At 72.6% G+C, this 14,033-nt stretch carries 15 protein-coding genes; 5 read left to right on the top strand and 10 right to left on the bottom strand.

The window, feature by feature from the left end; translation table 11 throughout:
- Nucleotides 1-4 precede the first annotated feature (4 nt).
- Entirely contained in the window at nucleotides 5-1,099 is a 1,095-nt protein-coding gene (locus tag ACFZDE_RS02835) for a glutamate--cysteine ligase (RefSeq protein WP_391196794.1), read from the top strand.
- Nucleotides 1,100-1,119: 20 nt separating this feature from the next.
- Here ACFZDE_RS02835 and ACFZDE_RS02840 read toward each other — a convergent pair whose 3' ends face one another.
- A complete protein-coding gene (locus ACFZDE_RS02840) occupies nucleotides 1,120-1,473 on the bottom strand; it encodes a hypothetical protein (RefSeq protein WP_391197444.1) in 354 nt (117 codons plus the stop codon).
- A gap of 190 nt (nucleotides 1,474-1,663) precedes the next feature.
- On the opposite strand from ACFZDE_RS02840, the gene ACFZDE_RS02845 reads away from it, so the two are divergent.
- On the top strand, nucleotides 1,664-2,953 hold the full coding sequence (locus tag ACFZDE_RS02845) for a SpoIIE family protein phosphatase (protein ID WP_391196796.1): 1,290 nt from the start codon (nucleotides 1,664-1,666) through the stop codon (nucleotides 2,951-2,953).
- Nucleotides 2,954-2,976: 23 nt separating this feature from the next.
- On the opposite strand, the gene ACFZDE_RS02850 is transcribed toward ACFZDE_RS02845, so the two are convergent.
- Nucleotides 2,977-3,618, bottom strand: coding sequence for a DNA alkylation repair protein (locus ACFZDE_RS02850; RefSeq protein WP_391197446.1), 642 nt, complete (start codon nucleotides 3,616-3,618; stop codon nucleotides 2,977-2,979).
- Nucleotides 3,619-3,901: 283 nt separating this feature from the next.
- On the opposite strand from ACFZDE_RS02850, the gene ACFZDE_RS02855 reads away from it, so the two are divergent.
- Nucleotides 3,902-5,002 carry a DNA glycosylase AlkZ-like family protein gene (locus ACFZDE_RS02855; RefSeq protein ID WP_390990750.1) on the top strand — a complete coding sequence of 367 codons (1,101 nt, stop codon included), beginning with the start codon at nucleotides 3,902-3,904 and terminating at the stop codon, nucleotides 5,000-5,002.
- Nucleotides 5,003-5,097: 95 nt separating this feature from the next.
- The gene (locus ACFZDE_RS02860; protein ID WP_391196798.1) at nucleotides 5,098-5,679 is read left to right on the top strand and encodes a hypothetical protein; all 582 of its coding nucleotides are present in this window, start codon (nucleotides 5,098-5,100) and stop codon (nucleotides 5,677-5,679) included.
- A 59-nt stretch (nucleotides 5,680-5,738) separates the two neighbouring features.
- Here ACFZDE_RS02860 and ACFZDE_RS02865 read toward each other — a convergent pair whose 3' ends face one another.
- The 8 genes from ACFZDE_RS02865 to ACFZDE_RS02900 all read right to left on the bottom strand — a co-directional run bounded on the left by ACFZDE_RS02865 (nucleotide 5,739) and on the right by ACFZDE_RS02900 (nucleotide 13,535).
- Complete coding sequence (locus ACFZDE_RS02865; RefSeq protein ID WP_391196801.1) at nucleotides 5,739-6,398, bottom strand: MSMEG_1061 family FMN-dependent PPOX-type flavoprotein; 660 nt, start codon at nucleotides 6,396-6,398, stop codon at nucleotides 5,739-5,741.
- Nucleotides 6,399-6,573: 175 nt separating this feature from the next.
- Complete coding sequence (locus ACFZDE_RS02870) at nucleotides 6,574-7,092, bottom strand: hypothetical protein (RefSeq protein WP_391196804.1); 519 nt, start codon at nucleotides 7,090-7,092, stop codon at nucleotides 6,574-6,576.
- Nucleotides 7,093-7,260: 168 nt separating this feature from the next.
- Nucleotides 7,261-8,925: a purine-cytosine permease family protein gene (locus tag ACFZDE_RS02875; protein ID WP_391196806.1), complete on the bottom strand. Its 1,665-nt coding sequence runs from the start codon at nucleotides 8,923-8,925 to the stop codon at nucleotides 7,261-7,263.
- Between the two features lie 130 nt (nucleotides 8,926-9,055).
- On the bottom strand, nucleotides 9,056-10,330 hold the full coding sequence (locus ACFZDE_RS02880) for a hypothetical protein (RefSeq protein WP_391196807.1): 1,275 nt from the start codon (nucleotides 10,328-10,330) through the stop codon (nucleotides 9,056-9,058).
- Nucleotides 10,327-11,601, bottom strand: a complete 1,275-nt coding sequence (locus ACFZDE_RS02885) for a glycosyltransferase (RefSeq protein WP_391196809.1) — start codon at nucleotides 11,599-11,601, stop codon at nucleotides 10,327-10,329. Before ACFZDE_RS02885 ends, ACFZDE_RS02880 begins: the two co-directional genes overlap by 4 nt.
- A 201-nt stretch (nucleotides 11,602-11,802) precedes the next feature.
- Nucleotides 11,803-12,330: a cellulase gene (locus ACFZDE_RS02890; protein WP_391196811.1), complete on the bottom strand. Its 528-nt coding sequence runs from the start codon at nucleotides 12,328-12,330 to the stop codon at nucleotides 11,803-11,805.
- An 11-nt stretch (nucleotides 12,331-12,341) separates the two neighbouring features.
- The gene (locus tag ACFZDE_RS02895) at nucleotides 12,342-12,848 is read right to left on the bottom strand and encodes a SigE family RNA polymerase sigma factor (RefSeq protein ID WP_391196813.1); all 507 of its coding nucleotides are present in this window, start codon (nucleotides 12,846-12,848) and stop codon (nucleotides 12,342-12,344) included.
- 321 nt (nucleotides 12,849-13,169) lie between these two features.
- Entirely contained in the window at nucleotides 13,170-13,535 is a 366-nt protein-coding gene (locus tag ACFZDE_RS02900) for a DUF6479 family protein (RefSeq protein WP_391196814.1), read from the bottom strand.
- A gap of 119 nt (nucleotides 13,536-13,654) precedes the next feature.
- On the opposite strand from ACFZDE_RS02900, the gene ACFZDE_RS02905 reads away from it, so the two are divergent.
- Nucleotides 13,655-14,029 (top strand): ferredoxin, encoded by a 375-nt coding sequence (locus ACFZDE_RS02905; protein WP_390990724.1) that lies wholly within the window; start codon nucleotides 13,655-13,657, stop codon nucleotides 14,027-14,029.
- The last annotated feature ends 4 nt before the right edge of the window (nucleotides 14,030-14,033 follow it).

Genomic DNA, 14,033 nt, shown 5'->3' on the forward strand with positions numbered 1-14,033 from the left:
GTCGATGACGACGATCGGCGTGGAAGAGGAGTACCTGCTGCTCGACCCGGTCACGGGCCTGCCGGTGCCCCAGGCGGACAAGGTGCGCGCCGCGGCGGGCGTGGGACATCTGGTGACCGACCAGGAAGTGCAGTACGAGCTGCTCCAGGCGCAGGTCGAGGTGGCCACGCCGGTCTGCGCCACCCTGGAGGAGGTCGGCGGCCATCTGCTGCGGCTGCGGCACGCCATCGGTGTGGCCGCCGACCAGCACGACTGCCGGATCGGGGTGTGCGGCACACCACCGGTGCGGCACGGCCGGCCCATCGCCGTCACCGACCAGGCCCGTTACCGGGCGATGGTGACCCAGGCCCCGCAACTCGTGGCGGAGCAGCTCGTCAACGGGACGCATGTGCATGTGGCCGTACCCGACCGGGAGGCGGGCGTGCAGGTCCTGAACCGGATCCGCCCCCGGCTGCCGACGCTGACCGCGATGGCGGCGAACTCGCCCCTCTGGGACGGCCACGACACGGGCTTCGCGAGCTGGCGCACGGTGATCTTCAGCCGGTGGCCGGTCAGCGGCATGCCCCCGCGCTTCCACGACGCCGCGGACTACGACCGGCGCGTGGCGCAACTGCTGGAGTCCGGCCTGATCTCCGACGTCGGTCAGCTCTACTGGCAGGCCCGGCTCTCGGCCACCTACCCGACCATTGAGGTGCGGTGCCTGGACGTCCAGCTGCGCGCGGACGAGGCGGTCATGCTCGCCGCTCTGGTCCGGGCCCTGGTGGAGACCGCCCTCGCGGAAGCCGCCGACGGCACACCCGAGCCCGACAACGCGCCGGAACTGCTCCAGGCCGCCATGTGGCACGCGGCCCGGCACGGACTCGGCGACACCCTCGTCGACCCGGACGGCACACCCCACCGGGCGGGCGACGTGCTCTACGAGTTCCTGCGGCACGTCGCGCCTGCCCTCGACGCGTCCGGCGACACCCGGCAGGTCACCTCCCTGATCCACCGGCTGCTGCAGGACGGAACCGGCGCGGACCGGCAGCGCGCCGCCCTCGCCCAGGGCGGTCTGCGGGCGGTCACCGAACTGGTCAGCGGCCAGAGCACGATGCCGTGACGCCGCGGCCGACCCGCTCCTCAGGCCGCCGCGGCGAACGCGGCGGACACGGCGGTGTCGACGCGCGCGTGGACGACCAGTCGGGTGCCGCCGGTGCCGGTGTCCGCCTCGTCGAGCGCGCGACGGATCGGGGCGCTGTGCGTGGCCACCGACAGCAGTGTGCCCAGCGGGCCGCACACGCGGTGCACCCGGAGGACCGTGCTGACCACCGGGCCCCGGGCCGCGGGCTCGTCGAGGACGATGACGACGGGGGCCGGCCGGTAGGCCTGGACGAGGCCGCTGATCCTCGCGACGAGCGTGGCGCGTCCGTCGACGCCGGGGTCCTCGTGGACCGTGATGACGAGGACTCCGCGGTCGAGCGAATGAGACAGCAACACGGCCTTGGTGCCTCCGTTTCCTTCGTCGGCGGGGCGTTCCGCCATGGAAGTACCCGGAGGCGGCCGGTCGAAGCCTCGCGGAGCCGAGGCCGCAGCGGTGGCTCCGCGTCGCCGGGGTCCGCGGACCGGTCACTGGGACGCCGTTTCGCGGGTAGCCGTCCGGCGCGGCGGAAGGGAGGTGAGGCCGATGGAGCGCAGCGGTGAGGGCGGCCGGCGCATGCTCGCGGACCTGCTGGCGGCCAGCCATCTCATGCCGATCGAGCTGCTCCCGGCCAAGGCCGCGCAATGCGCACGCGCGGCCTCCTTCCACGAGCTGCGGATCTACCTCTCCGATCTGCAGCGCAACACCCTGCGTCTGCTCCCCGGTCACGACACGGCGGCCCAGGGGCACGACACCGAGCTGCACATCGAGGGGACGATCGCCGGGCGGGCCTACCAGTACGGCGACGTCCTGCCCGCCGCACCCCGGAGCGGCGACGGGTCCGCGTGGTGGGTGCCACTGCTGGACGGCACGGAACGCATCGGGCTGCTGCGCGTGAGTACCGAGCACGACGACGCCATGGCCCGCACCGACATGGACGCGCTGGCCGCGCTCATCTCCCTGATCATCGTCAGCAAGAGGGGCACCAGCGACGCCCTGGCCAAGCTGGTGCGCGCACGGCCGATGAGCGTGGCCGCGGAGATGCAGTGGAACCTGCTGCCCCCGCGCACCTACGCCGACGGCAGGGTGACGATCTCCGCGTCCCTGGAACCGGCCTACGACATCAGCGGTGACATCTTCGAATACGCCGTCGACGGGCCCCTGGTCCATCTGACGATCTTCGACGCGATGGGCCACGACACGGCGGCAGGCCTCTCCGGAGCCCTCGCGCTGGGCGCCTGCCGTAACGCCCGCCGCCAGGGCGCGGACCTCGTGGAGAAGGCAGACGCCGTCGAAGCCGCCCTCCTGGAGCAGTACGACCACGGGCGCTACGTCACCGGGGTCCTGGCCACCCTCGACACCCGCACCGGCGTCCTGCGGTGGGTCAACCGCGGCCACCATCCGCCGATCGTCATCCGCGACAACCGCTGGACCAGCCATCTCGCCTGCCCGCCGGCCCACCCGATGGGCACCGACCTCGGTCTGCCCACGCTCGTGTGCCAGGAGCACCTCCAGCCGGGCGACCGCATCGTCCTGTACACCGACGGCATCACCGAGGCACGCCGCTCCGGGGGCCGGGAGTTCGGCCTGGCGCGCTTCACCGACTTCCTCATCCGCCACCACGCCGACGGGCTGCCCGTCCCCGAGACGCTGCGCCGCCTCGTCCAGGCTGTCCTCGAATATCACGACGGCCGACTCCAGGACGATGCCACGGTCCTGCTGTGCGAGTGGATCGGACCGCATCTGGAGCCGGCCGACACCGCGGCCGACCTCACGGGCCTGTCGCCGACCCGCCGCCGCGACGCGGGGGGACCTGCGAGCGGCCTCCCCTTCTGAACACCGGCCGGCCGGGTACCGGCCTACGACTGCTGCCGACGCACCATCGCGTCGATCCAGACGGGCGCGTACGGCGAGGTGCAGCCCGGGGAGGTCGGATAGTCCTTGAGCACCTCAAGACGCTCACCGATGGCGATCGCCCGGGCCCGCAGCTCGGGATGCTCGATGCCGATGCGGGCCAGGCAGTGGTTCATCGCCCACTGCAGCCGGTCCGGGGCGTCCTTCATCTCCGCCTCGATGACGTCGAGCAGCGCCGCGAGTTCCAGGCCCTCCGGCTTCTTCGCCACCCGCTCGGTGGTCAGCGCCCAGCCGGCGCTCGCGACGACGGGATCGGGATCAGCGCTCCAGGCCAGGCGCAGTTCCTCGCAGTGCGGGCTCTTCTTCACCACGTAGTTCACGAGCCAGTCATGGACCTTGGGGGCGCGCGCCGCGCGCAGCATGTCGTCCAGCTCGTCCCGCCCGAACGCCTTGGGGCGGCAGATCAGCAGTGCCAGCAGCCGCGCCGCCGTGTCGTCCGTCGCCCAGAGGCCTCGGGCGAGGTCCTGTTGTGTCCTCAGCCGCTTGGCGAGCGCGCGCAGCGTGCCGAGGTTCACGCCGTGATCGTCACCGTGCCGCTCGTTCACCGCCCGCGCCTTGGGGTCCTCCAGCGCGGCCAGCTCGGCCATCACCTCGGCGACCGCCGTCCCCGTCTTCGTCGTCCCGGCCACCTCGGCCTCCCGTCCCGCTCGTGGAGGACTCACCCTACGGCGGAGCGTACGGCTTGTCCCCGCACGCTCGGACGGGGAGGACGAACGGAGGGTGCGCGCCGTTGAGGTAGAGATGCCGGACGGAACCGGCACCAGCCGTCGCGGTCACGACCTGACCGCATCCCGTGCGACCGTGAGCGCGCAAGCCGCCCGGACAACCGGACCACGGGCCGGCACACCACTCGAAGACCGAGGTGCTCCGATGACCGTGCTCGACGCCCGGGCGCTGAACCGTGCCACCCTCGCCCGGCAGCTGCTCCTCCAGCGCTCCGGCCTGCCGGTGCTCGACGCCGTCGCGCACCTGTGCGGTCTCCAGGCGCAGGAACCGCAGGAGCCGTTCCTCGGGCTCTGGTCGCGGCTGCGGGCGTTCGACCCGGAGCGGCTGTCGGACCTGCTGACCGGGCGGCAGGTCGTGCGCACCCCCCTCATGCGCCGCACCGTCCACCTCGTCACCAGCGACGACGTCGTGGCCTGGCGGGCCCGCCACGACGGCATGCTGCGTCAGCGGGTCCTCGGGGTCTACCGGCGCGAACTGGACGGGGTCGACCTCGGTGAACTCGCCGCGGCGGGCCGGGAGGTCCTGGCCGACGGCGAACCCCGCTCCATGCCCGAACTCGCGCGAGCCGTCGCCGCCCGCTGGCCCGCCGCGGGGCCCCGGCCCCTGGGCGAGATGCTGGTCGCCGCCCTGCTCCCCACGGTCCAACTGCCGCCGCGCGGCCTGTGGCGCACCAAGGCGGGAGCGCGCTACGCCCTGATCTCCTCCTGGCTGGGACGCGACGTCGACCCACCCGCCCCGGACGGCTCCGACCCCGTGGGCCAGGCCCTGGTCCGGCGCTATCTGACAGCCCACGGCCCGGCCGCCTCGGCCGATCTGCGAGCCTGGTGCGGCCTCGCCGGACTGCCCGGGGCGGTCTCCGCCCTGCGCGGGGAACTCGTCGCCTTCCGCGACGAGCGCGGCCGCGAACTGCTCGACCTCCCCGACGCGCCCCGCCCCGACCCCGACACCCCGGCACCCGTACGCTTCCTGCCGGCCTTCGACAACGCGATCCTCGGCTACCACGACCGCGGCCGGATCATCGACGACGACCACCGCCACCTGTCCGTGGCCGGCGCACGCGTCGTCCTGGTCGACGGCAGGGTGGCCGCGACCTGGACCGTCGAGACGGACACGGTGCACGTCACCCCGCTGCGCCGCTTCTCCCGCACCGACCGCGCGGACGTCACCGAGGAGGGCCGGGCGATGGCCTCCTTCCTCTCCGGCGACCAGAGCGACCGGGTGCGGATCGAGGCCTCTCCCGGCTGAGCGGAGCGACCGGCCGACGTTGATCGGCGAGCGTTCCCGGCAGCCAGGCGCACACTGGAAGGGTGCTGCCGGTGCTCACGAGGGGGTGTCGGCCCATGACAGCGTCAGAGCGTATGACCGTGCGGTGGTGGCGGTGGCGTCGCAACGTGCTCAAACGGCGCGTCGACGTCGTCGAGGCCTGGGTCGTGCTGACCGGATGGGTGCTCGCCCTGGTGATCGGGGTGATCGCCGGGCTGGTGGCGGCGGACACCGTCGAGCAGGCCGTCGAAGAGCAGCGGGCCGAGAGCCGCCGGGTCACGGCGGTGGTCGTCAAGGACGCGCCGGGCCAGCCGTCGACCGGAAGCGCGAGCGACCAGCGGGTGTGGGGCAAGGTGCGGTGGACCGCGCCGGACGGCTCCACCCAGCGGGACGAGGCCCGGGTACCGCCCAGAGCCTCCGCCGGCAGCACCGTCCAGGTGTGGGTGAACCGCGGCGGCGACATCACCGCCCCGCCGGTGTCCACCGGCGAGGCCTGGCTGCACATCGCCATGGGCGGTGCGCTCGCCGGGGCGTTCGCGGGCAGTGCGGTACTGGGAGCCACCAGGCTCACCCGCCTGCTCCTCGACCGGCGGCGCATGGCCCAGTGGGACGCCGAGTGGGAGCGCGTCGACACGAGAAGGGGCTGGAAGACGGGCTGACGGGCCGACCCCGACCGGGCGGCGGTCCGACGGGCCGGTGCCCGGCAACCGGGGGAGTCCTACTCGTACCGGTACTTCAGCGAATCCGCCTCCGCCTGCTCGATGTCGGCGATCGTCAGTCCCGGCATCCGCAGCTGCGCCAGTGTCACCTCGGCCGAGGTCGGCTGGGCGTCCGCCGGCAGCCACTGCTCCGGCTTCCAGGCACCGCTGCGCAGCAGCGACTTGGGGCAGTGCGGGTAGACCTCCTCGATGCCCAGCACCAGCGCACTGACCGGCGGCTTGCCCACGGCGGTCAGCTGCGACAGCAACTCCGGGTGGGTGGAGACGCAGGCCCGGCCGTTCACCCTGAGCGTGGTGGTGCGCCCCGGGACGATGAACAGCAGCCCGGCGCGTCCGGTGGCGATGACGTTCTGCAGGGTGTCCAGACGCTTGTTGCCGGTCGCGTCCGGTATCGCCACCGTCCGCGCGTCCAGAACGGCGACGAACCCGGCGGGGCCGCCGCGCGGGGAGACATCACAGTTGCCCTCGGCGTCCGTGCTGGCGATCAGGACCAGCGACGAGCAGGCGATCAACTTCCGGGTCTGCTCGGTGAGTTCGGTCATCTGCTTGCGTATCGCCGCGTCCTTGGGCAGTTCGTAGACCCGGCGCAGCGAGTCCTGGTCGGGGACGGCGTCGACACGGAGCGAGTCGAAGGCACTGCCGGCAAGGGAGGTCGTCATGCCACCGACCCTAAGGGGTCCTTTCACTATGCCCGTCCGGGTCGCGCGGCCTGGCACCGCACCTCGCCGCGTTGCCGAAAGGCCCTAGTAGCTCCGCTACGAGGACCTTCCGGCGCCTTGCGATGCACGGCACCAGACCACGCGACCTGACCGGACGGGCATAGTGAAAAGACCCCTAACCGGCGCCGTCCGGCAGCCCGTCGTGAGACGTACGCTCACCGGTTCCGGGACGGCCGCCGCCACCGGGCGGCAGTGCGACGGGGGACGCGGAGGGGACGGGCGTGGCCGTGGACAGCGGCGCCGTGGCCCCCTCGACCTGCCGCACCGTGGTCTCACCGGGCCGGTCGCCCGTGGCCGCGCCCGTGGACAGCTGGGACCAGGCACCCAGCGCCAGGGCGACGGCGGCCGCGGTGGCGAGGACCCGTCCCGCGCGCCGGACCTTGGCCCCGCGGTCCAGGTCCCGCCATGCCACACGGACCCACAGGTCCTCCGGCTGCCACAGCTCACCGACGGCGTGCGGGGGCTGGAGCTGCCGGCCCGCCGCCCGTTCAGTCGCGGAGGGTTCCCTGGGGGCCGAGCGCCGTATGGCGGACTCGCTGTCCGTGAGGAACCTCTGCCAGACGCCGTCGGGGACCGGGGGCACGCCGCCCGGCTCGCGGGAAGCGTCGCGCCCGTCCGGCTCTTCGGTGGTCACGTCCCGTCATCCCCTTTCCGGCCGTCGGCCCGATCTCGCGCAGTGCAAGATCAGTATGCCGCCCGGATGCCGGAGTCGCCCCCTCATCAGGCCCCGCACCGCGCGTCCGAGACCGACTTGGAACGTGCCGTACGGCGGGAGCGCCCGACCGCGCTCCCGCCGTCCGGGTCAGAGCGCCGCGGGCAGGACGTGGTCGCCGACCTTGTCGGTGCTCAGGCACAGGGAGCAGACCACCGCGTCGTGCGTGCGGCAGGCCGCCACGTCCGGCCGCTCGAACCGCTGCCGGCACACATGGCACACGTAGGTGACGGCACTGGGGTTGCCGTCCTCGTCCAGCAGGGGCTCCGCTATGCCGTCGTCGGTGCGGCGCAGGTAGTAACGGCCCTTCGTGACCACCGCCATCAGCGGCGTGAGGACGAAGGCGATGACGGCCGCGGCGACGGGGGAGTACGGCTGGAGCGCGTCACCGAAGGCGTGGAAGTACAGCGCGATGGACAGCCCCGAGGCGGCGACGAAGGCCACGACCCCGACCGGGTTGACGGCGTAGAGCATGCCGCGGCGGAACTCCGGGACCCGCGGGGACAGTTTCAGCACGTACTTGTTGATGCCGATGTCGGTGGCCACCGTGACCACCCAGGCGATCGCGCAGTTCGAGTAGAAGCCCAGGATGCCGTTGAGGAAGCTGAACATGTCGGCCTCCATCAACGCCAGCGCGAAGCCCAGGTTGACCAGCACGAAGACCATCCGGCCCGGGTAGCGCCGGGTGACCCGGGTGAAGGAGTTGGTCCAGGCGAGCGAGCCCGAGTACGCGTTCGTCACATTGATCTTGATCTGGCTGATGACGACCAGCACCACCGCCAGCGGGACGACCAGCCAGGACGGCATCATGGCGTCGAAAGCGCCCTTGAACTGCTGGATCGGCTCGGGTGCGGCGGAGGCGCCGACCTCGGCGATGATGTACACCGCGAGGAACACGCCGATGGCCTGCTTCAGCGCCCCCAGCACCACCCAGCCCGGGCCGGCCATCACCACGGCCGTCCACCAACTCCGCTTGTTGGCCTCGGCCTTGGGCGGCATGAAGCGCAGGTAGTCGATCTGCTCGCCGATCTGCGCGATCAGTGACAGGCACACGCCCGCGCCGAGCAGCACGGACGCGGTGTTGACCCCGCCCTCCCCGTCGGTGCCCGCGTAGGCGAGGAAGCGGTCGACGGTGCCCGGGTCGGTGGCGACCAGGTAGACCAGCGGGCCCACCATCAGCAGCAGCCAGACCGGGGTGGTCCACACCTGGAGCTTGCTCAGCGCCGTCATGCCGTAGATCACCAGCGGGATCACCATCAGCGTGGAGACCAGATAGCCCAGCCACAGCGGCAGTCCGAGGCCCAGCTTCAGGCCCTGCGCCATGATCGAGCCTTCCAGGGCGAAGAAGATGAAGGTGAAGCTGGCGAAGATGACGCTGGTGAGGACCGAGCCGAAGTAGCCGAAGCCGGAACCGCGGGTGATCAGGTCCAGGTCGATGTTGTAGCGGGCCCCGTAGTAGGCCAGCGGGAATCCGGTCACGAAGATGACCGCGGCGGCGACGGCGATCGCGAGCAGCGCGTTGCCGGTGCCGTGGGCCAGGCCGATGCCGGCCCCGATGGAGAAGTCGGCCATGTAGGCGATGCCGCCGAGCGCGGTCGTCGCCACCACCATCGGGGTCCAGCGCCGGTAACTGCGCGGCGCGAAACGGAGCGTGTAGTCCTCGAGGGTCTCCTTGACGGCCTGGTCCGTGCCCGGCGCTGCCCGCTGTGCGGGTTCCGGTTCGGTGGCCTCGGCCAGTCGTGGCTCGGTACTCATGCCACGCCTCCTTGCTGCGGGTTGGGGACTGACAAGGCAGGCACGGTAGGCAGTGATCGTTACCCCTTGGTACTTCCCGCGTGAAGGGAGTGTTTCGGAGCGAGCCGTCTTCCCGGTCGCCGACGCCGGCCTACGGCACCCCCAGCACGAACAGCACGTATCCCGCGTACGACCCGGAGGCCAGCGCGGCCGTCCCGAGGACCGTCGCCAGAGAGGGCCATCTCAGCCGCCGCATCGCGAGGGCCAGCGGCACGAACAGCGGGAAGAGCGGCAGCAGATAGCGCGAGACGTTGCCGAAGTACTGCTGCGTCGTCATCACCATGAGGTAGGACAGGACCGTGTAGACGACGAGCACGCCGGGCGCTCGCAGCCGCATCAGCAGCACGGTCAGCACCGGCACCGTCAGCACCACGCACACGCCGATGACGTCCTCGAAGGGCATCGCGAAGAGGTAGTCGAAGTGCCCGACGGGCAGGGACGTCAGCACGTCGAACGAGTGGACTCCCCAGTCGAACTTGTGGCCCCAGGCGCCGTCCTGGAGCTTGGAGTAGCCGTTGAGGTCGCCCATGCGGTAGTTGACCCAGGCGAGGTAGCCGAACAGGCCCAGCGGCGCGACCACCACGGCGGCCAGCGGACGGCGGACCCCGTCCTCACGCCGGCGCAGGGCCATGATCGCGGCGAAGGCCAGAGCGGCCACCAGCGCGACCGCGGTGGGCCGGCACAGCCCGGCCGCGAAGGTCAGCCAGCCCGCGGTCAGCCAGCGACGGGTCATGACGGCGTGACAGGCCCATGAGGCGAGCGCCGTGTAGAGGGACTCCGAGTAGCCCGACCACTCGGTGCCCGAGCCGGGCCAGACCGCCCACAGCCCGACCGCCACCAGACCGGCCCGGTACCCGCCGAGGCGTCTCGTCACGGCGTGGATGCCGAGCGCGGCGACGAACGAGGCGACGACGGAGACCAGCAGGCCGGCACCGTACAGGCCGAGCCCGGTGCACTCCGACACCAGCCGCATCAGCGTCGGGTACAGCGGGAAGAACGCCGCCGAATTGCCCTCCAGCGTGATCATGCCTGTCGCGCCCGGAACCGGCTTCAGGGCGGGGTCGTAGCCGTGCTCGGCGACCTGCTGGTACCACCAGCCGTCCCAGCTGGCCAGGACGTCCCAGGCGTGCTCGCCGCCGCCGAAACGCGGATTCTTCTTCCGGAAGTCGCCTGCGGAGTCCAGCAGATACATGAAGACGGCGAAGCCGGCCAGCTTCAGCACCCCGTACGTCAGCAGCACGGGCCCGTACCGGACGGCTGCCGCGCGCAGCCGGGGCCACGACGACCGGGCGAACGACCGGGCGCCGCGCGGGTCTTCGGGGCGGTCGGCACCGGAGGGCGGGCGGCGCAGCTGGACGGTGCTCATGGGGCGGAGGGTCCTGTCGTGCGGCGGGCCGGGAACACCCAGGCCCGGAAGAGGAGGAAACGCAGCAGTGTCGCGGCCAGGTTGGCGGCGACCAGCGTCAGCAGCTCGACCCGGTGGCCGGCCCCGGGCGCGGTGTGGTGCAGGGCGGCCAGCGAACCGCTGGTCAGGGCCAGCCCGACCAGCAGGGCGGCGAGGCCCTTGAGATGGTGGCGCAGCGCGCCCCCGCGGCCCCGTACGCCGAAGGTGAGCCGCCGGTTGGCCGCCGTGTTGGCGACGGCGCTGGCGAGCAGGGCCAGCGCGTTGGCGGCCTGCGCCCCCGTCGCCGGCCGGAGCACGCTGTACAGCAGCAGGTAGCACAGGGTGCTGGCGACGCCGACGGCGGCGAAACGCACCACCTGCCGGGCCAGCCCCGCGGGCAGTTCCCCTTCGAGGGCCCCGCCGCTGCGGCGCAGTGCGGACAGCGGCAGCCTGCCACGGGCCAGGGCCCGGCCCAGCCTGGCCATGCCCCGCAGATCGGCCAGTGCCGTGGAGACGATGTGGACGCGGCTGTCGGGGTCGTCCACCCAGTCCACCGGCACCTCGTGGATCCGCAGTCCCGCCCGCTCGGCGATGACCAGCAGCTCGGTGTCGAAGAACCACTCGCGGTCCTCCACCAGCGGCAGCAGCCGCTCGGCGACGTCCCGCCGCACCGCCTTGAACCCGCACTGCGCGTCGGAGAAGCCCACGGCGAGCGTGGAGCGCAGCAGCCCGTTGTAGCAGCGGGAGATGATCTCCCGTCTCGGCCCGCGCACCACCCGCGAGCCACGGGCCAGGCGCGTGCCGATGGCGATGTCCGAGTGGCCCGAGATCAGCGGCGCGACCAGCGGCAGCAGCGCGGCGAGGTCGGTGGACAGATCCACGTCCAGATACGCGAGCACCGGGGCGCGGGAACGGGACCACGCGGTGTGCAGCGCACGCCCGCGCCCCTTCTCCGCCAGCCGGATGAAGTCCGTGCCGGGCAGTTCCGCGGCCAGCCGGGCGGCGATCCGCGGGGTCCCGTCGGTGCTGGCGTTGTCGGCGATGGTGATGCGGAAGGCGTAGGGGAAGGTCTCGCCGAGGTGCGCGTGCAGCCGCCGGACGCAGGGCTCCAGGTCGTGTTCCTCGTTGTACACGGGCACGACCACGTCCAGCACGGGGTCCGGGTGGTGCGCGGGCAGGGGCGCCCGGCGCGGCAGCGCGGACGGCTCGGGTATCGGGCGGTCGATCACGGCCGACCGCCGTACGGTTCGCATCGCTGTCTCACGGTCTCTTTCTGGCGCGGTACGGGGCCGAGCCGGTTTCGGGCATGCCGAAGGCGCCCGTGGCGGGTGTGCGTGCGGTGACGGGTGGGGCGAGTCCGGCTGCGGAGGGCCGCTCGGGCCGGGGGAGGGGCCCGTGACGCGGCGGCCGCTCAGGCCGGGGAAGAGGTTTCTGGGGTGGGGCCGCTCAGGCGGCTACTCGATGTAGGCCGAGGCGGAGGGTTCCTCGGAGTCCAGCGCGGACGGAGGGGCCGTCGGTGTCGGGGAGGGCGGTGGCGCGGGCCGTGTGGTCGTGACGGTCCTGCTCTCGGAGGCCGTGGCGGGAGGAGGGGTGGGGTCGGTCGGGCGGCTGCTCGTCGTGCCGGACGGGGTGACGCCTCCGGTGCTGGTCGCGGGCAGGGACGTCTCGGGCTCCAGGGTCGGAGTGGGGCTCGTCGCCGACGGCTCGGTCGTCGGCGTGCTGTCCGATGAGGATGTAGGGCTCGTCGCCGGCAGCGGCCGGGGATCGGCGGGCTGGGCGCGGGTGAGCAGGCTGGGCAGCAGGGCCAGCGCGACACCGAGTCCGGCCACCGCCACGGCGGAGCCGCCCGCCTTCCACAGCAACCGCGACCTGCGGCGGGTCCTGATGCCCGCGTGCAGCCGCTGCCGGTGCTCGGGTTCGTAGGGGGTGTGCTGCTGGGTGTCGCGCATCAGCCGCGACAGGTCCCGCTCGAAGTCGTCCATCGGTTCTCCTTTCATCTCACGGGCCTGACGGCGTCGGACAGGATCTGGCGGAGCCGTGCGACTCCGCGTGACGCGTGGGACCGGGCGGTGCCCACCGGGCAGCTCAGAGCCTGGGCGACCTGGGCCTCGGGCAGGTCCTCGTAGTAGCGCAGCACCACCGCCGCCCGTTGCTTGGGCGTCAGCTGGGCCAGCGCCCCCTCCAGCCGGGAACGCTCCGCGACGGTGGAGGACACATCGACCGGACCGGCCCGGTCGGGCAGCTCCTCCACCGGCCGCTCCCCCCACCAGCGCCGCCGCGCCGAGCGGGCCGCCAGCCGTACCAGCACCGTGCGGACGTACGCCTCCGGAGCCTCGTCGGCGATCTTCGGCCAGGCGAACCACAGTTTGACCAGCGCCTCCTGCACCAGATCCTCGGCACGCTGCCGGTCGCCCCCCGTGAGCAGACGCGCGACATGGAGCAGCGCCGACCAACGGGCGGCCGCGAACTCGTCGAAGCCGTCCGGCCGAACCTGCTCCATCCTCACCGTCCTGCGTCTCAGTGGCCCCCTACACCACTCAAAAGACGCTGGCCCCGGCTCCACGATGCACGTGAAACCTGTGATCCACCTCACGCCCGCGTCGGCCGGTGCCGACGGGCACCTGGCCCCGGACACGGAAACCAATGGGGCCCGCACACGGAAACCAATGGGGCCCGCACACGGAAACCAATGGGGCCCGCACACGGAATTCACCCAACCCCGGACACGGAAAAGGGCCCGTGCACTCGCACGGGCCCTTCTCGGCCGGGGATTCGCGACGGCCGGGGTTTCGCGGTCTCGGCGGCCACCGGTTCGCGGGGGTCAGCCGCCGCCCGGGCCGCCGCTGCCGAACGAACCGCTGCTGCCCTCGTTCCAGCGCGGGCGCTCCTGCGACGCGCTCGTCCGGTCGCTCTGGTTGCCGTGCCCCTTGAGCTGGTGCGGGGTCAGGCGCTCGTCGCTCCGGGGGACCTCCTCGGGCTCCCGGCGCTCACTCGTCTCGCGGACCGGGCCGCCGTCGGGCAAGCGGGGCTGCTCGTCCGGGCGCGGAGGGGGCAGTTCCCTGCGCTTGACGCGCACGCCGAGGACGAAGGCCCCCAGCAGCAGGGCCACGACCACCACACCCGCCACGATCAGCCCGGCACCACCGGCGCCGGTGCCCGCGGCCATCTCCATCCATGCGCTGTTCATGGCACGCGGGTACCCCCGGACGCCTTCATGAACCTGCCGGGCGCGCGTGCCCGCCGCACCGCACGGAACACCGGCCCACCCCGGGTTTGACCGGCGTCGACCGGGGCTACCCGCGCGGTGTGACTTCGACGACATCCCAGCAGGAGCTGTTCCGGTTCCTGGAGGACCGCTTCGCGTGTGCGCAGGCGTGCACGGAGTGCGCGCGGGCGTGCGCGCTGCGCGCAAGCCTCGTGGATCCCGACGGCACCGAGAACCAGGAACTCGTACGACGCAAGGGCATCATGTGCGCGGAGGTCTGCGACGCGACCTGCCGTGTGCTGTCCGAGCAGAACCAGGTGGACGAGAGCACCATCCGGGCCCAGGTGGAGTGGTGCCGGACCGTGTGCCTGGAGGCCGCCCACGTCTTCGACCGGCAACCGGGAGCGGAGGACTCGGCGATGGCGTGCCGCGCCTGCGCACGGGCGTGCACGGACTTCCTCGCCACGCTGAACTGACCCT

The organism is Streptomyces sp. NPDC007929 (assembly GCF_042959065.1).
Taxonomy (GTDB): Bacteria; Actinomycetota; Actinomycetes; order Streptomycetales; family Streptomycetaceae; genus Streptomyces.